The sequence below is a fragment of the Bacillus sp. CH140a_4T genome, assembly GCF_008923725.1.
In the GTDB taxonomy this organism is placed as follows: domain Bacteria; phylum Bacillota; class Bacilli; order Bacillales; family Bacillaceae_G; genus Bacillus_A.
The window spans coordinates 1,100,534-1,119,098 of sequence record NZ_WBPF01000013.1 but is presented as its reverse complement, the minus strand read 5'-3'; the positions used below and the strand labels follow the sequence as shown (position 1 = coordinate 1,119,098).

14 protein-coding genes and 2 pseudogenes are annotated in these 18,565 nt (G+C 39.1%); 15 read left to right on the top strand and 1 reads right to left on the bottom strand.

From position 1 onward, the window contains the following. The first annotated feature begins 128 nt into the window (after nucleotides 1-128). From F8162_RS14690 to F8162_RS14650, 9 genes are all read left to right on the top strand, one after another. On the top strand, nucleotides 129-1,523 hold the full coding sequence (locus F8162_RS14690; protein WP_151631723.1) for an isochorismate synthase MenF: 1,395 nt from the start codon (nucleotides 129-131) through the stop codon (nucleotides 1,521-1,523). Next, complete coding sequence (gene menD / locus F8162_RS14685) at nucleotides 1,520-3,274, top strand: 2-succinyl-5-enolpyruvyl-6-hydroxy-3-cyclohexene-1-carboxylic-acid synthase (RefSeq protein ID WP_151631722.1); 1,755 nt, start codon at nucleotides 1,520-1,522, stop codon at nucleotides 3,272-3,274. The genes F8162_RS14690 and menD overlap by 4 nt, the downstream gene beginning before the upstream one ends. Next, complete coding sequence (gene menH, locus F8162_RS14680; protein WP_151631721.1) at nucleotides 3,271-4,083, top strand: 2-succinyl-6-hydroxy-2,4-cyclohexadiene-1-carboxylate synthase; 813 nt, start codon at nucleotides 3,271-3,273, stop codon at nucleotides 4,081-4,083. Before menD ends, menH begins: the two co-directional genes overlap by 4 nt. A gap of 68 nt (nucleotides 4,084-4,151) precedes the next feature. Continuing rightward, on the top strand, nucleotides 4,152-4,970 hold the full coding sequence (menB, locus tag F8162_RS14675; RefSeq protein WP_000963888.1) for a 1,4-dihydroxy-2-naphthoyl-CoA synthase: 819 nt from the start codon (nucleotides 4,152-4,154) through the stop codon (nucleotides 4,968-4,970). A gap of 197 nt (nucleotides 4,971-5,167) precedes the next feature. After that, entirely contained in the window at nucleotides 5,168-6,613 is a 1,446-nt protein-coding gene (locus tag F8162_RS14670; protein WP_151631800.1) for an o-succinylbenzoate--CoA ligase, read from the top strand. Further along, the gene (gene menC / locus F8162_RS14665) at nucleotides 6,614-7,720 is read left to right on the top strand and encodes an o-succinylbenzoate synthase (protein ID WP_151631720.1); all 1,107 of its coding nucleotides are present in this window, start codon (nucleotides 6,614-6,616) and stop codon (nucleotides 7,718-7,720) included. A 208-nt stretch (nucleotides 7,721-7,928) separates the two neighbouring features. Continuing rightward, the gene (locus F8162_RS14660) at nucleotides 7,929-8,627 is read left to right on the top strand and encodes a response regulator transcription factor (RefSeq protein ID WP_151631719.1); all 699 of its coding nucleotides are present in this window, start codon (nucleotides 7,929-7,931) and stop codon (nucleotides 8,625-8,627) included. Beyond that, complete coding sequence (locus F8162_RS14655; RefSeq protein WP_151631718.1) at nucleotides 8,620-9,726, top strand: sensor histidine kinase; 1,107 nt, start codon at nucleotides 8,620-8,622, stop codon at nucleotides 9,724-9,726. The genes F8162_RS14660 and F8162_RS14655 overlap by 8 nt, the downstream gene beginning before the upstream one ends. Nucleotides 9,727-9,808: 82 nt before the next feature. Continuing rightward, on the top strand, nucleotides 9,809-10,669 hold the full coding sequence (locus F8162_RS14650) for a D-alanyl-D-alanine carboxypeptidase family protein (RefSeq protein ID WP_151631717.1): 861 nt from the start codon (nucleotides 9,809-9,811) through the stop codon (nucleotides 10,667-10,669). 251 nt (nucleotides 10,670-10,920) lie between these two features. Here F8162_RS14650 and F8162_RS14640 read toward each other — a convergent pair. Continuing rightward, nucleotides 10,921-12,148, bottom strand: a pseudogene (locus tag F8162_RS14640) (translocation protein TolB). A 193-nt stretch (nucleotides 12,149-12,341) separates the two neighbouring features. Here F8162_RS14640 and F8162_RS14635 point away from each other — a divergent pair. The 6 genes and pseudogenes from F8162_RS14635 to gntP all read left to right on the top strand — a co-directional run bounded on the left by F8162_RS14635 (nucleotide 12,342) and on the right by gntP (nucleotide 18,450). Beyond that, entirely contained in the window at nucleotides 12,342-13,442 is a 1,101-nt protein-coding gene (locus tag F8162_RS14635; RefSeq protein ID WP_151631716.1) for an amidohydrolase/deacetylase family metallohydrolase, read from the top strand. After that, nucleotides 13,420-14,523 (top strand): DgaE family pyridoxal phosphate-dependent ammonia lyase, encoded by a 1,104-nt coding sequence (locus tag F8162_RS14630; protein ID WP_151631715.1) that lies wholly within the window; start codon nucleotides 13,420-13,422, stop codon nucleotides 14,521-14,523. The genes F8162_RS14635 and F8162_RS14630 overlap by 23 nt, the downstream gene beginning before the upstream one ends. 1 nt (nucleotide 14,524) lies before the next feature. Further along, nucleotides 14,525-15,280 (top strand): 2-dehydro-3-deoxy-phosphogluconate aldolase, encoded by a 756-nt coding sequence (gene dagF, locus F8162_RS14625; protein WP_151631714.1) that lies wholly within the window; start codon nucleotides 14,525-14,527, stop codon nucleotides 15,278-15,280. After that, the gene (locus tag F8162_RS14620) at nucleotides 15,273-16,289 is read left to right on the top strand and encodes a sugar kinase (RefSeq protein WP_151631713.1); all 1,017 of its coding nucleotides are present in this window, start codon (nucleotides 15,273-15,275) and stop codon (nucleotides 16,287-16,289) included. The genes dagF and F8162_RS14620 overlap by 8 nt, the downstream gene beginning before the upstream one ends. Continuing rightward, a complete protein-coding gene (locus tag F8162_RS14615) occupies nucleotides 16,289-17,014 on the top strand; it encodes a GntR family transcriptional regulator (RefSeq protein ID WP_151631712.1) in 726 nt (241 codons plus the stop codon). Before F8162_RS14620 ends, F8162_RS14615 begins: the two co-directional genes overlap by 1 nt. Nucleotides 17,015-17,123: 109 nt before the next feature. Then, nucleotides 17,124-18,450 (top strand): annotated as a pseudogene (gene gntP, locus F8162_RS14610) (gluconate permease GntP). The last annotated feature ends 115 nt before the right edge of the window (nucleotides 18,451-18,565 follow it).

Genomic DNA, 18,565 nt, shown 5'->3' with positions numbered 1-18,565 from the left:
CGTTTATTTTCTAGGAAGAGAAGGTGAATTTCTCAGAAATGCTAAACGTTGACAGGCCTTTCGTTTGAGGTGTATCTTAAAATCAAGCGTAATTATGACTATTTTTCGCCCATAGGGGGGAGACAATTGTGATTCAAACGAAACAAATAGGCTTGCAAGAAGCTCTTAGTGCAGCTATTAAGCGTGCAACTGATGAAAAAATATTGGTTAGCTTCGTAAAACAAATAGACTGGATGGATCCGCTTCTGTTTTATGCAGCAGGAAAAAGGATCTCATTCGAAAATAGATGTTATTTTGCAGACCCAGCTCAGCATGTAATATTTGCTGGAATTGGCTCTGTTTTCACTATAGCAACTGCTTCTCACAAACGCTTTCAAACTGCTCGTGACGAGTGGGATAAAGTAAAAGAGCAAGCATTTGTACAAAGAGAAAGATACGAATTTGGAACAGGTCCTCTTTTATTTGGTGGATTTTCATTTGACCAAGAAAAAGAGAAAACGGAATTATGGAAAGAATTTGATGATACGACATTTTCACTACCAGCATTTTTATTAACTGTAAAAAATGAAAAAGCATGGTTAACAATGAATACATTCGTTTCAGCAACAGATTGTGCAGAAACTCTTTATAACGAAATTATTTCTTTAGAAGAGAAAGTTTTACAAGAGAGTAAATGTGCACTAGAAGGATCAAAATTAACTGTTACTTCTAAAGTAGAAGTGGATCCGAAAGGCTGGATGAAGGCCATTGAGAAAGTGCAAGATGAAATGAAGCAGGGGAACGTGCAGAAGGTTGTATTAGCGAGGGAGTTAAAAGTAGAGATGAATCAACGTATTGATTCTGCTCTTGTTTTAGAAGCACTTCGCATTGGGCAACCGGATTGTTACGTATTTTCTTTTGATTATAAAGGAGCATGCTTCTTAGGAGCGACGCCAGAGAGACTAATTCGCAAAGAAGATGAGAAGTTTACTTCGATGTGTCTTGCTGGTTCAACTGGTCATGGTCAATCTATAGAAGAAAGTAAACGAAATAGTAATGCGCTTCTTCATGATGAAAAGAATTTAGCTGAACACGGTTATGTTGTGAACATGATTCGAGGAGTATTAAATGAGCACTGCGAATCCGTTAATATTCCGGAAAGTCCGGGTTTATTAACAACGAAAAACTTAATTCATTTATATACGCCTGTAGAGGCAAAAGGCGATGCGAGTCTTTTAACAATGGTAGAAGAATTACATCCAACACCAGCTCTTGGCGGGACACCTCGTTTGGAAGCGATGAAACTGATTCGTGATGTTGAATTGTTAGACAGAGGATTATATGGCGCACCGATTGGCTGGATAGATGATGAAGGAAATGGTGAATTTGCGGTTGCACTTCGCTGCGGATTATTAAATGGCGCGAAAGCATCCTTATTTGCCGGTTGCGGGATTGTAATTGATTCTGTACCGCAACTTGAATATGAAGAAACAAGTTTGAAATTTAGACCGATGCTTGGTGCTTTGGAGGAATTAATGAAATGAACAATCATATAGAAGCATTATCATATTATTTAGGCGCGTTCGTAGATGAACTGACGCGTCTAAATGTATGTGATGTTGTCATTAGTCCAGGCTCACGGTCAACGCCGATTGCTCTACTAATGGAACAACATGAAGGAATGAACACATATTTACATGTAGATGAAAGATCTGCAGGATTTTTTGCGCTCGGTATCGCAAAGGCGAAAAAACGTCCTGTTGCATTATTATGTACGTCAGGAACGGCAGCAGCGAACTATTATCCAGCTGTATGTGAAGCTTTTCATTCGCGAGTGCCGCTTATCGTCTTAACGGCTGATAGACCGCATGAATTAAGAGATGTCGGTGCACCACAAGCGATGAATCAAATTAATTTATACGGTACGTTTGTGAAGCAATTTACAGAGATGGCACTTCCAGAAGCGAGTGAAGCGATGTATCATTACGCTCGCATGACGACGCAGCGTATGATAGCAAGTGCACTTCTAGCGCCGCAAGGACCTGTTCATCTTAATTTTCCAGTTCGCGAGCCGCTTATCCCAGATTTCTCATTAGAAGGTTTATGGGATAAAGGACGTGGTGAATATACAGGAGTAGTTCAGCAAGGGAACGTGACGATGCCGAGTGAATATGTAGATTCTCTTGTAGGGCGCCTTTCACATATGGAAAAGGGGCTTATTATTTGTGGAGATGATAGTCATTCAGAAATCGCAGCGTTTGCCGCAGAACTAGCTGAAAAAACGGGATATCCAATATTAGCGGATCCACTTTCTAACATGCGTAGCGGACAGCACGATAAAACGATGGTAATCGACTGTTACGATACATTTTTACGAAATGAACTGTTAAAAGAAACGTGGAAGCCGGACGTTTTAATTCGCTTTGGTGGTATGCCTGTTTCTAAAGCATTAACGCAGTTCATCAAAAAACAAGCGAAAGCCGTTCATATCGTTGTTGAAGAATCTGGACAATGGAGAGATCCAGCTCTCGTTGCGACAGAAGTTGTACAGGCAAGTGATATTGCATTTTGCAGCGCACTAATAGAAAAAATGCCAGCTATGAAAAAGAATGATTGGTTCGGAATGTGGCAACATATAAACGAAAAAACGAAGGAAACGCTTCGTGAAATAGAAACATATGAAACTGCATTTGAAGGGAAAGTGATTACGGATATCGTCCGCGTACTACCAGAAGGGGCAACATTATTTGCGAGTAATAGTATGCCAATTCGTGATACAGATTCATTCTTCTTCACATCGGATAAAAATATTCAAGTGATGGCAAACCGCGGTGTAAATGGGATTGACGGAATCATTTCGACAGCTTTAGGAGCGAGCATGATTTGCGATCCGCTCGTATTAGTTATTGGTGATTTATCATTTTATCACGATTTAAACGGACTGTTAGCCGCAAAATTACATGAATTAAATATAACGATTGTCGTTGTAAATAATGATGGTGGCGGTATTTTCTCATTCTTGCCACAGTATGAGAAAAAGGAACACTTCGAATCATTATTTGGTACTCCAATTGGGCTTGATTATGAACATGTTGTCAAAATGTACGGTGGTTCATTTAGCCGTGTAAATGGTTGGGCGCAATTCCGAGAAGAGGTACAAAAAGGAGCGACAACGGAAGGTTTACACGTTGTAGAAATTTGTACGAACCGTGATGAAAACTTAACATTGCACCGTAAATTATGGGCAAAAACGCAGGACGTAATTACTACATCGTTGCAAGGTGAATCAAAATGAATGTAACGCTGCAAGGTGTATCGTATGAATATGAAGTAGTCGGAAGCGGGGAACCACTTCTACTTCTTCATGGTTTTACGGGAAGTATGGAAACGTGGCGTTCTTTCGTTCCTTCTTGGAGCGAGCAATTTCAAGTCATTTTAGTAGACATTGTTGGGCACGGAAAAACGGAAAGTCCTGAAGGTGTGACTCATTATGATATTCGAAATGTAGCATTGCACATGAAAGAACTACTAGATTACCTTCATTTTGAAAAAGCGCACATACTTGGCTATTCAATGGGCGGTAGACTGGCGATTACGATGGCATGCCTATATCCAGAGTATATACATTCTCTTTTATTAGAAAATTGTACAGCTGGGCTTGAAAGTGAAGAGGACAGAAAAGAACGCTGTGAAAAAGATGAGCGACTTGCGAATAAAATTGAGCAAGAAGGCATCAATAGTTTTGTAACGATGTGGGAAAATATTCCGCTATTTGAAACGCAAAAAAGTTTAGCACAAAACGTACAAGAAGCAGTGCGAAAAGAAAGACTTGCTAACAATCCAAAAGGACTTGCAAATAGCTTGCGCGGCATGGGAACAGGGGCTCAGCCTTCATGGTGGAACGAGCTTCACAACTTAAAAATGCCTGTTCTTTTAATGAACGGGGAGCATGATGAAAAGTTCTTTCGCATATTAAAAAACATCGAAAAATGCGTCTCTGACGCGAAATTTTTCAAAATTGATGGTGCTGGCCATGCAATTCATGTGGAACAACCGGAAAAGTTTGATACAATAGTAAAGGGATTTCTAAAAACTATGCAGTGATGCTTTTTCATCTAAGAAGGAAGCTACACTTATAGAGGAGATCAGAAATATACAAGGAGGTAGTTGTAATGGCTATTGAATGGGTAAAAGAAGGCAATTACGAAGATATTATTTATTCAACATACAATGGTATCGCAAAGATTTCGATTAACCGCCCTGAAGTACATAACGCATTCCGTCCTAAAACGGTAATGGAGTTAATCAATGCTTTTGCACACGCTCGTGATGATGCAAATGTTGGCGTTATCATTTTAACAGGTGAAGGTGGACGTGCATTCTGTTCAGGCGGCGACCAAAAAGTTCGCGGTCATGGTGGATATGTAGGTGACGACCAAATCCCACGTTTAAACGTATTAGACTTACAACGTCTAATTCGCGCAATTCCTAAACCAGTTATCGCAATGGTAGCAGGTTATGCAATCGGTGGTGGACACGTACTTCATATCGTATGTGACTTAACAATCGCTGCAGACAACGCTGTATTCGGACAAACAGGTCCTAAAGTAGGAAGCTTTGACGGTGGATACGGAGCTGGTTACTTAGCTCGTATGGTAGGCCACAAGAAAGCTCGCGAAATTTGGTACCTATGCCGTCAATACAGCGCACAGGAAGCACTTGATATGGGCTTAGTAAACACAGTAGTACCATTAGAAGAGCTTGAAGCAGAAACAGTACAATGGGCACAAGAAATCTTAGCAAACAGCCCAATGGCACTTCGTTTCCTAAAAGCTGCATTCAACGCAGACACAGACGGTCTAGCTGGTATTCAACAACTAGCTGGAGATGCAACGTTATTGTACTACACAACTGACGAAGCAAAAGAAGGTCGCGACGCGTTCAAAGAAAAACGCAGTCCGGACTTCGGTCAATTCCCTCGTTTCCCTTGATCAAAAGCGGAAGCAGCTCGTTCAGAATGTGAGGGGGATGGAGCTTCTGACGTAGAGACGCTTTTTGCCTCATAGGAAGAAGCGAAGCCACCGAACATTCTAGCCGCTGCAGCTAGATGAGATCAAACCGGAAACAAAACAACTAAGAGACTTGATGTCATATCAAGTCTCTTTCTTTCATGAAAGGAGAATGGATGATGGAGACAATGCCGAATTGGTTAAAGCAACGTGCATTTTTAACACCAGATCGCACTGCAATTGAAATAGAGGAAGAGAAAATTACTTTTATGCAGCTGCATGAAAAAGTAGTATCTGTTTGTGAACACCTCACTCATGTAGGAGTGAAGTGTGGGCAAAAGGTGGCTGTTCTGATGAAAAATGGTATGGAGATGATTACAGTTATTCACGCCCTATCTTACGTAGGTGCAGTAGCTGTACTTTTAAATACGCGTCTTTCAAGAGAAGAGCTACTTTGGCAAATGGATGATGCTAAAGTTGCATGCTTAGTGACGGATCAAGATTTTGAGGCTCAGGGTGTTGCCGTCTATTCGTTTGCTGAAATAATGAAAGGACCGAAGGCGGAAGCCTCTATACAAGAAGAATTCTCTTTAGAAGAAGCGATGACAATTATTTATACGTCTGGGACGACAGGGAAACCGAAAGGCGTTATTTTAACGTACGGTAACCACTGGGCAAGCGCAGTTGGTTCTTCGCTTAATTTAGGGCTTCGTGATGATGATTGCTGGTTAGCTTGTATGCCCATGTTCCACGTTGGCGGGTTATCTCTTTTAATGAAAAATATTATGTACGGCATGCGCATTTTACTCGTTCCGAAATATGATGCTGATTTTATTCATAAAGCACTTCAAACGAGAGGCGTAACGATTATTTCTGTCGTTTCTAAAATGTTAACTGATTTATTAGAGAGACTTGGAGAAGAGACATATCCATCTTCTTTACGATGTATGTTACTTGGCGGAGGACCAGCACCGAAACCGTTACTCGAAACGTGTGTAGAAAAAGGAATTCCTGTGTATCAAACGTACGGTATGACGGAAACGTCGTCGCAAATTTGTACGTTATCCGCAGACTACATGTTAACGAAAGTAGGATCGGCTGGGAAACCACTATTTCAGTGCCAACTTCGTATTGAAAAGGATGGCGTAGTAGTACCGCCGTTAGCGGAAGGCGAAATCGTAGTAAAAGGACCGAACGTAACAGGCGGTTACTTTAACCGTGAAGATGCGACGCGTGAAACAATTCAAAACGGATGGCTTCATACTGGCGACCTCGGTTATTTAGATGAAGAAGGATTTTTATACGTATTAGATCGACGCAGTGATTTAATTATTTCTGGCGGAGAGAATATATATCCGGCTCAAATTGAAGAAGTTTTGCTTTCTCATCCGATGGTAGCGGAAGCTGGTGTTGTCGGCATGACTGACGATAAATGGGGCCAAGTACCCGCTGCTTTTGTTGTAAAAAGCGGAGAGGTAACAGAAGAAGAAATTCTTCATTTTTGCGAGGAGAAATTAGCGAAATATAAAGTGCCGAAAAAAGCGTGTTTCTTAGAGGAATTACCACGAAATGCTTCGAAAAAATTGTTAAGACGAGAGTTAAGACAATTAGTGGAGGAGATGTAAGTGGAAATCAAAAAAGTGACCCTTCATATAACGGAAATGCCACTCGTAATCCCGTTTGCTGCAAGCTACGGAACGTATGAAAAGCGTGAGAGTATCGTCATTGAATTAGAAGATACGGATGGACACATTGGATTTGGCGAAGTCGTTGCGTTCTCTGAACCGTGGTATACGGAAGAAACAGTGAAGACAGCGCTGCATGTACTTCAGGATTTTTTATTACCTGATTTATTAAAGGCTGAAATTTCCCATCCGAATGAAGTGCCAGGTTTGTTCCAGCATATAAAAAGAAACCGAATGGCAAAGGCGGGAATTGAAGGGGCTGTTTGGGATTTATATGCAAAGCGTGAAAAGAAATCGTTAGCGGCATTACTTGGAGGCATTAGGACTGAAATTGAAGTTGGTGTTGTGATTGGTATCAATACAATTCCGGTTATGTTAAAACAAATTGAGAAGTATGCGGAAGAAGGATATGAGCGTTTTAAAGTGAAAATAAAGCCAGAGCATGACTACGAATTATTGAAAGAAATTCGTAAAGAGTTCCCGCACATCCCGTTAATGGCTGATGCAAACTCAGCCTATACGTTAGCAGATACGGAGAAGCTGAAACGACTAGATGAATTTCAATTGATGATGATTGAACAACCGTTAGCGGATTACGATTTTCTCGACCATGCACAGTTGCAAAAGAAAATCGAAACGCCGATTTGTTTAGATGAAAGCATCCATAGTTTAGAAGATGCACGTGTTGCGATTACGCTTGGCAGTTGCCGCATCGTTAATATTAAACCAGGACGAGTGGGTGGATTAACAGAATCTATTCAAATTCATAATTATTGTATGGAGCACAACATCCCTGTTTGGTGCGGCGGTATGGTCGAGATGGGGATTTCACGAGCGCAAAATGTTGCACTTGCTTCATTGCCGAACTTTACGATTCCTGGCGATATATCCGCTTCTAGTAGGCACTGGGAGAGGGATATTATTTCACCGGAAGTAATGCTTGAGGGCGGAAAAGTGATTGTACCACAAAGCGTTGCCGCTGAGTATGAAGTAAATCGCGGAAGGCTGGCGGAAATTACGAAGCAGCGGATAGTTTTGGAGCGGTGAATTGAATCTTTAAAATAGCGGGCGAATTTCGTCGTTAATTGTCGGTAAGTCGATATAATTCGAGTTGCGCTGATATATTCGAAAAATCGCCGATATAATTTCATTCACTAAGGTTACTCCCGTGAGTAACCTTTTCGTATTGTACAAATTGGGTAGACTAGTTTAAAATCGATCGTATAAAAAGGGAACGAGAAACAGGGGGAGTAAAATGAAGCGCATTTCAATTTTAATAGCGGATGATGAGGCAGAAATTGCTGATTTAATTGAGATACATTTAGAAAAAGAGGGTTACCACGTCGTAAAAGCGGCTGATGGAGAAGAGGCAATTCATATTATTGAAACGCAGCCAATCGAATTAGTCGTTTTAGATATTATGATGCCGAAGATGGATGGATATGAGGTGACGCGTCAAATTCGCGGCAAGCATCATATGCCAATCATTTTCTTAAGTGCGAAAACGTCTGATTTTGATAAGGTGACAGGTTTAGTATTAGGTGCAGATGATTATATGACGAAACCTTTTACACCGATTGAACTAGTTGCGCGTGTAAATGCACAATTACGCCGATTTCTGACGTTAAATCAGCCGAAAGTAGCGGAGAGTAAATCTGCTTTAGCGGTAGGCGGAGTTGTTATCGATCCTGAGCGAAGAACAGTAAATGTGTACGGAGAACAAGTTGAATTAACACCGAAAGAGTTTGATATTTTATATTTATTAGCGAGCCATCCGAAGAAAGTATACAATGTGGAAAATATTTTTCAGCAAGTATGGGCCGATGATTATTTTGAAGGCGGAAATACAGTTATGGTACATATTCGTACATTGCGGAAAAAACTTGGGGAAGATAAAAGAAAGAATAAGTTAATAAAAACAGTGTGGGGAGTAGGGTATACTTTCAATGGCTAAAAAGATGAGAAGCTTCCGCTCGAAGATGGTTATGCTATTTGCGTTAAGTATGATATTTGCTGGTGGCGTAACGTATATCATTTATGCAGGATTACGGATTTATTATAAATTAGTCGTTCGTTATGAAGATCCTTTAGCTCAATTTCGTTCCATGGTAAGACAAATTGGGGATGTTAATTTCTTTTTAATTATTTTCATTCCTCTGTCCATTATGTTTTTCTTCTTTCTTACTAGGCCTTATGTAAAATATTTTGATGAGATTTCAAACGGGATTCATCATTTGGCGAACGGAGATTTTACAAATGAAGTACGCGTTTCATCAAATGATGAGTTTGGATATATCGCCGGCGAAATTAATGTAGCAAGTGAAAAATTAAAGGAAGCGGTTGAAAGAGGAGACTTTGCGGAAAGTAGTAAAGATCAGCTTATTGTTAACTTAGCTCACGATTTAAGAACACCGTTAACATCTGTTTTAGGATATTTAGATTTAATTCTTAAAGATGAGAATTTGACGAAGGAACAAATTAAACATTTTTCCACAATTGCTTTTACGAAATCTGAAAGGCTGGAAAGTTTAATTGATGAATTATTTGAAATCACAAGAATGAATTATGGGATGTTGCAGCTAGAAAAAAGGTCAATTGATATAGGGGAATTGCTTATTCAATTGGATGAAGAATTATATCCGTTATTAGAAAAGAAGGGTTTGGAAGCGAGATTGCATATCACGCCGCATTTACCTATTAACGGTGACGGGAAATTATTAGCAAGGGTATTTGAAAATCTTTTAACGAATGCGATTCGCTACGGGTATGATGGAAAGTTTGTTGATGTGAACGGATATATTGAGAGTGAAGAGGTAGTCGTTCAAATTATTAATTACGGAGACAGCATTCCAGAAGAAGATTTACCGTATCTTTTTGATATGTTTTATACAGGTGATAAGGCAAGGTCAGAGCAGCAAGGTGGTACAGGCCTTGGTTTATTCATTGCGAAAAATATTGTCGAGCAGCATGACGGGACGATCTCTGCTGAAAGTAATGTAATTAGAACGATATTTGAAGTGAGATTGCCAAAAGAAGAGAGCGAAGCAATTTAATAAAAATTTAAACTTTACCCCACTTTTTATTTTAATAGTTTTTTCTATTCTATACGTAAGTTACGTGAAGGAGGAACTAGAAATGAAAAAGTGGGTATTTATTTCTCTTTTTATAGCATGCACAATCTGCGTAGGCTTTTATATATCACCGTTATTTCAAAAAGAGATCGATGTTAAAATTGCGGACAAAGATAATACGGTAAGAGCTGCGAATACTGAAAATATAGAGATTACAAAAGAAGAAATTTATAAAGGTGATCTGTTATTAGTTAATAAAGATTACCCAGTTAAAAAAGATAGCATTAGGTCTGACATTATAAATGTAAATCACAATAATGAATTAGTAAGAGGTTATGTAATATTTGATAGAAATCTTCGCTTATCAAAGGGGGTTGTAAAAAAGTTTTTGAACGTTGTAGATGCAGCTGGAAAAGATGGAGTACAGCACTTCTTAATGAGTAGCGGGTATCGAGATTTTCAAGAGCAAAGTAAATTGTATAAAGAAATGGGATCTGACTATGCACTTCCAGCAGGATACAGTGAACATAATTTAGGGTTATCACTCGACATTGGATCTACGCAAAAGAAAATGGAGAGAGCCCCTGAAGGAAAGTGGATTGAAGAGAATGTATGGAAGCATGGCTTTGTTTTACGTTATCCGAAAAATAAAAGTCATATTACAGGCATTCAATATGAGCCGTGGCACATACGTTATGTCGGATTACCTCATAGTGCCATTATGCAAAAAGAGAAAATTACATTAGAGGAATACTTAGACTTCTTAAAAGAGAAAAAGGAAATCACAACGAATGTGGAAGGTAAGAAATATACGGTTTCTTATTATAAAGTGTCAGAGAACAGGAAAGTGAATGTTCCAGCGAATAAGCAGTATGAAATTTCGGGGAACAATATGGACGGGGTTATTGTGACGGTACAGGAATAGATAATCTTGATACTCCCATAATAGTGCTCTATTATGGGGGTATCAAATAGGGGAACAGATACAAATTTTTATCCCGCTTTAATGGGCAGTAAGGCCCCCACCTCAAAATTCAGCGAAAGCAAAGAAATTAGGTGGGGGATTAACTGCCCATAAAAGTCCGATTGGTTCAACTAATAATCAGTGGGGGATGAAGAAAACCCCCACTGATTAAAGTTTCACTTTATATGACGAGGATTGTAATGAACATATTTTCAATGACTTTCATTCCGAGTAAAAAAGGTCGGAACCTCATCAATATTCTTCAGCCATATATACTCCTGACTATGTAAGTTATCCTTCACCCAGATATCGCCTTTATATATTTGCTTTCTTGCGAAGCCAAGTAAGATAAGATCCAATAACTTGAGGGTCTTCATCACGTTCATTCTGTTTTGGGAACGAGATTTGTTTCTGTTCTTCTGTTTTTATATTGATCATATAAAGTGTTGTAAACATCGTCGGGACAGGGCCTTCTTTCCATGTCTTATTTTCTTTTGCACGAGCCACAACCACTTTATTTGGAGAAAGCCATTCTAAATCAAGGTCAACATAACCGATAGGTGTGTAGACCTTTTCTTGTTTTGCTGTTACCATGTCTGCAACTGTAAATTTTTTATTTTCTACAAAAAACCTTCCTTCTCCTGAAATATAGGCCAGTTGATTGGCTGATGGAGCCCATTTCATCCAGTCTTTGAACCATAGCATGTTACCAATCGTTCGAAAGTGTTTCCCTTTTGATGAGATAACACATAATGTATTGCTATCCATTGCCAAGGAGGCAGTAGGACTGGCCAAAAAACTAATCCATTTCCCATCAGAACTCCACTTGAAATAGTTAGCGTTAATCGCAAATAAATCAGTTTCATTTGTTTGAATCGTATAAAAAGGCTTTATTTTATCTGTATCAAGATTTGCATCTACTGGAATTTTATAAAGCGGGACCTTGCCCCAACCAGTAGGACGCAAGCAGGATTGTGAGGAGACGATAAATTCCTTTCCGTTCGGGAACCATTCGAAATCGCTAACCCCAAGTGATACATTTTCAAAACCTTGTGGGCGACCGTTTTTAATTTTTGTAACGTTTAATAAACCTTGATCAGTGTAAGCCAATTGATTTTTATTAGGTGACCACTTAAAGTCAGATGTTACGACCCTTACATAAGGCTGATAGTTTATTTTCTCTTCCGTATCATAAATGAATAAGTTAGATTTTTTACCGGTTTCATCACTATCAATATAGCCAATAAACCTACCGTCATAAGACCATTTTGGAGAATACACATATCGATTTTTTGTGATTTGTATTTCTTGATTTCCTGTCTTTATCCATAGCTGATGGTCCCGGATAAATGCAGCCGTGAGTGATGGAGGGGCTGCGCTAACCGTTGTTGGTACATACAAAGTGATTAAAATTATAAATAATAAAATTCGAAATCCCAAGAATATCCCTCCTGCTTATAGGGTGTCCGAATATGTAATGGAAACTCATATTTTAATATAAATTTAAACATTATAACGTTATATTTACTTCTCCCTTTTTTTATGTTACGCTAAACATGTGAAAGAGATATAAAAATGAAACTTTAATGTAAGCGTATTCTTATGGCTTCTTATAGAAAAGGGTGGAAATACAATGACAGAACGATTCGTACTACGTAATGTGAAACGTGTGAACGGGGAAGAGATTGACATTGTAATTGAAAATAATAAAATCGCACAGGTGACGAAAGCTGGTGCTGGCGAGGGTGGAAAGGTTCTTGATTACGCAGGTACTTACGTATCGAGTGGCTGGATTGATTTGCACGTTCACGCTTTTCCAGAGTTTGATCCGTATGGCGATGAGCTGGATGAAATTGGCGTTAAGCAAGGGGTAACGACAATTGTTGATGCGGGTAGCTGCGGAGCTGATCGTATTGCAGATTTAGTAAAAAGTAGAGAGCAGGCGAAAACGAATCTATTTGCCTTTTTAAATATTTCTCGCATCGGTTTGAAACGAATTGATGAATTATCCAACATGGAATGGATAGATAAAGAGAAAGTAATAGAAGCAGTAGAAAAGTATAAAGATGTAATCGTTGGATTAAAGGCGAGAATGAGTAAAAGTGTCGTTTGTGATAGTGGAATTGAACCGCTTCATGTTGCACGCTCTTTATCCCGTGACACATCATTACCAATTATGGTACATATCGGTTCAGCGCCTCCTCGCATTGAGGAAGTTGTACCTCTTTTAGAAAAAGATGATGTCATTACACATTACTTAAACGGGAAAGAAAATAATTTATTTGATGAAGAAGGCAAACCGCTACCTGTGTTACTAGATGCAGTGAACCGCGGTGTTCATTTAGATGTTGGTCACGGTAATGCTAGTTTTTCTTTTAAAGTAGCAGAGGCGGCGAAGCGTCATGATATTGCTTTTAATACAATTAGTACAGATATTTACCGAAAGAATCGTATACACGGTCCAGTGTATAGTATGGCTCACGTTCTTTCGAAATTCCTTTACTTAGGGTATCCGCTAGAAGAAGTAATTGATGCGGTTACGAAAAATGCGGCAGAGTGGCTGAAGAAACCGGAGCTTGGCCGTATTCAAGAAGGAGATATTGCAAACTTAACTTTATTTACGGTGAAAGATGAGAAGGTTACGTTAATTGATTCAGAAGGGGATCAGCGCATTGCTGAAAGAAGAATTGATACGAAAGGGGTTGTAATCAATGGATCATTCATTGAATGCTAAGTACGGATTAAAAAGAGTAATTAATGCGAGCGGTAGAATGAGTATTTTAGGTGTATCCGCTCCTACAGATACAGTTATGGATGCGATGAAACATGGTGGACAAAATTATGTGGAAATTGCTGATTTAGTAGATAAAGCAGGAGACCATATTGCGAGAATTCTAGATTCAGAGGCAGCGGTTGTTGTAAATTCAGCATCGAGCGGAATTGCGCTTTCTATCGCTGGTATCGTTACAGAAGGAAATCGTCGTAAAAGTGAAAGACTTCATCAAGAGGTCATCGCGAAAAACGAAGTAATTATGTTAAAAGGTCATAACGTTCAATACGGTGCTCCTGTTGAAACGATGATTTATTTAGGCGGCGGTAAACTTGTAGAAGTTGGCTACGCAAATGAAGGGAAAGCAGAGCATATTGAAGATGCGATTGGTGAACATACAGCAGCGATTCTGTATGTGAAATCCCATCATGCCGTGCAAAAAAATATGATTTCTGTTGAAGAAGCATGGGAAGTTGCGCAGCGAAATAACGTACCACTTATTGTTGATGCGGCAGCTGAAGAAGATATTCAAAAATATGTGAAGTATGCAGACCTTGCCATTTATAGTGGCTCAAAGGCAATTGAAGGACCAACTTCTGGTATTGTCGGCGGTAAACGAAAATATATCGAATGGCTAAAAGTGCAATTACATTGCATCGGAAGAAGTATGAAAGTTGGGAAAGAAACAACATTTGGTTTACTTCAAGCGCTTGATGAGTACGGAGTAAAAGAAGATAAGAGTGAGCAAGAAAAAGAGTTGCTACAAGTACTTATGCTGCTAAAAGAATTAAACGGTGTAAATGTAACGATCGTACAAGATGAAGCAGGAAGAGCAATTTTTAGAGCACGTATTCATATTAACGAGAACGAGTTAAATAAATCAGCAAAAGACGTTGTAAATGCATTACGAGAAGGGGAAATTGCCATTTACACACGTGATTACGGAGTAAGACAAGGATTCTTTGATATTGATCCACGTCCACTTCAAGGTGATGACATACATGTGATTGAAGAAAAATTGAGAGAAATTGTAGGGGGAAATTAAAATGACAAACATTCAAAAGCGTTTTTATAAAGGCCGCGTAGCATTAAATGTATTAGCGAACAATATCCAAAATGCAAAAGATATTTTTGAAGCAGCAGAAGGTTATGTAGTAGTGGGAGTGTTATCAAAAGACTACCCAACAGTGGAAGAAGCAGTGACAGCGATGAAAGCATACGGAAAAGAAATTGATGACGCTGTATCAATCGGACTAGGAGCAGGAGATAATCGCCAAGCGGCAGTTGTAGCTGCAATTGCGAAGCATTATCCTGGTAGCCATATTAACCAAGTGTTCCCTTCAGTTGGAGCGACACGTGCAAATCTTGGCGGAAAAGATAGCTGGATTAATAGTTTAGTATCACCAACAGGAAAAGTGGGGTACGTAAATATTTCTACTGGTCCAATTAGTGCAGCAGGAGAAGAAAAAGCAATCGTTCCAATTAAAACCGCAATCGCACTTGTACGTGATATGGGCGGAAATTCATTGAAATACTTCCCAATGAAAGGTTTAGCTCATGAAGAAGAATATCGCGCAGTTGCGAAAGCTTGTGCGGAAGAAGGATTCGCATTAGAGCCAACAGGCGGAATTGATAAAGAAAACTTCGAAACTATTGTACGTATTGCGCTAGAGGCAAACGTAGAGCAAGTTATCCCGCACGTGTACTCTTCTATTATTGATAAAGAAACTGGCAATACGAAAGTAGAAGATGTTCGCGAATTATTAGCGGTAGTGAAGAAGTTAGTTGATCAAAATGCGTAAGAAAATTGCAGCATTTGGCGAAGTAATGATGCGTCTGCAAGTACCAGGATATGAATTGTTATCGCAAGCTAACACGTTACATTACTCATTTTCTGGTACAGGTGTGAACGTTGCAGCAGCACTTTCTCATCTAGGGCATGAAGGCTTTCTTATTTCAACTTTACCAGAGAACTCTGTTGGGGATGCTGCGGTATCACATATTCAAAAGTTAGGCATTCAGGCGCCGTTTATTTCAAGAGGCGGTAAATATGTCGGCATGTACTTTTTAGAAAATGGATTTGGAGCACGTGCAAGCCGCGTTACATATTCGAATCGATTAGAAAGTAGCTTCAATACAGCATGTGAAGAGGTGTATCAATTTGAAGAAATCGCCAAGGAAATTGATATCGTTCATTTTTGCGGGATTACACTTGCGATGAATGATAAGGTGCGACATCATATGAAATCTTTAGCGAAAGCAGTTAAAGAAAGCGGAGGCACTGTTGTTTTTGATTGCAATTATCGTCCATCTCTTTGGGGAGAAGATGGATATGAGCAGGCGAAACCGCACTATGAAGAAATGTTAGCTCTTGCTGATATCGTTATGATGAACGAAAAAGATGCAATGTTCGTTCTTGGAATGAAAACAGAAGAGACAGAGCGAGAGGCGCAACTTGTTGACCTTATTCCAAAGGTTGCTGAAACATATCATATCGCTACAATTGCTGGTACACATCGCTCTATTAATAGTGATAATACACACTCACTTCGCGGGTTTATATGTAAAGATGGTGCGTTCACTTTTGCAAAAACACTTACGTTTTCTGTATATGATAGAATAGGTGCTGGAGATGCTTATACGAGCGGGATTATTCATGGCGAGATAGAAGAGTTTGCACCAGAGAAAGCTGTTTCATTTGCGTCAGCAGCTGGAATGCTTGCACATACAATCGTCGGTGATACGCCAATGTCATCAGAGAAAGATATACTTCGGGCAATGACGGCATCAGTAGGTGATGTAGAAAGGTAGTGGGTGTAACGGTGAACGTAACGAGAAAAAGAGGTCCATTATATTTACAAATAAAAAATATTATTCGTGATCGAATATTGCATGGTGTATATGCAATTCATACAAATATTCCTTCCGAACCGCAGTTAGAAGAAGAGTTCAAAGTGAGTAAAATTACAGTACGAAATGCGATTAAAGAACTCGTTCAAGAAGGGTATTTAGAAAAGAAAAGCGGTAAAGGAACGAAAGTCATCCGTAATACTTCTGCGACAAAATTATCAAAGGGTAAGAAATTTACAGAAGTGTTAGTGGAAGAAGGATATAAAGTACAGAAGAAATTGTTAAAAGCAGAAGTCGTTCATAATGAAGAAGGAACAGTGCCATTTCGATTATTCGGTAAGGAGAGTTTTCGTATTGAGCGTCTATACGCTTTAAATGATGCACCGTACATTCATTATACGCACTATTTCTCAGCACGCATGGCAAGTACAGATTTATCGGACTTTGACTTGCAATCGCTTTACGATTTAGTGGAAGACCGAGGCATACATTTAGAAAATTTCAGAGATGAATTCGCAGTCGGAGCCGCTCCTAGTTTTGTTGCAGAAGCGTTAGGTGAAAAAGAGGGGACACCGCTATTAAAACGTATGCGCTATTCTTACGATGAAGTTGGCGAAGTAATTGAATATAGCGAAGGCTACTACAATACAGAAATGCAGCATTATGTAGTGAATTATGACGTATAAAAAAGAGGGTATTTGCCCTCTTTTTTTATAAAGTGAACTTTAATTTCATCCCACACCAATCGGATGTTTACTGTCCATAAATACGAGGGAAAAGTAAGGGGAATGAGAGATGGATATATACTTATTAATCGTCACGTTACTTGCAATCGCGATTGTTATTTTAGGGGTATCATGGTGGAAATGGCATGCATTTATTAGTTTAACAGTTGCTAGTTTATTTTTAGCTATTATGTCTGGACTGAATTTAACGAAAATAGTGACTGCCTATGAAACTGGTGTTGGTAGTGTACTAGGGCATTTAGTCGGTATTTTAGCTCTCGGAACAATTTTAGGAAAAATGATGTCCGATTCAGGGGCTGGCATGCAAGTGGCAGATTTCTTTATTCGATTTTTCGGTGTGAAGAAGCTACCGTGGGCTATGTTATTTGCAGGTTTTGTTATAGGGATTCCAGTATTTTTTGAAGTGGGGATCGTCATTTTATTACCACTTGTTATTTCAATTCGGAAAACGACGAAGCAAAATATATTATTAATTGCGTTACCTGTTATTGCTGGATTATCTATTGTTCACGGGCTCGTGCCACCACATCCAGGGGCGATGACAGCAATCGGTATTTATAACGCGAACTTAGGAAAGGTACTTTTATATTCGTTAATTATCGCGTTACCAGCAGCCATTATCGCAGGACCGATATTTGCAAAGTGGGTACATAAGAGAGTTATACCTGAAAATGAACCAGAGCTTGTTCGAGTTACGACTGTATCAACTGATTTACCGAGTCGTAAAGTTTCATTTTTTATTATTTTATTACCAGTTGTATTAATGATTTTATCAGTAGTTGCACCATATATTTCATTACCGAAAAAAGATGACTGAATTTTTTGTATTTATAGGAAGTCCAGTAATTGCTTTACTTATTTCATGTTTCGCAGCGTTTTATTTACTTGGAATAAGACAAGGAATTAATAAAAAGGTCATTAAAAAATTAACGGACGAAAGTTTATTACCGGTCGGTTCCATTATTTTAATTATTGGTGCAGGCGGTGGATTTAAACAAATATTAATTGAGAGCGGCGTTGGAACGGCGATTGCACAAATGGCAGAACATATATCGTTATCACCAATTGTATTAGCTTTCATGGTAGCTGGATTAATTCGAATTGCAACAGGTTCAGCGACAGTCGCATTAACGACAGCAGCAGGTATTGTTTCACCTGTTATTCAGCACATGTCTGGTGTAAATTTGGAGTTGCTTGTTATTGCAACGGGTGCAGGATCATTAATGTTTTCTCACGTAAATGATGCAGGGTTCTGGCTTGTAAAAGAGTATTTAGGATTAACGGTGAAGGAAACGTTTAAAACGTGGACGGTACTCGAGACATTGTTATCATTTATTGCATTTGGTTTTGTGCTTTTATTGAATATGTTTATTTAAAAGATACCTTAATTGGTATCTTTTTTTGATGAAGCCCATTTCTAAAAACAAGCCCGTTTTTACGTAAGCCAAGCTTCCTATTCGCCCTGAAAACATACTATAAATGGAATCCCCT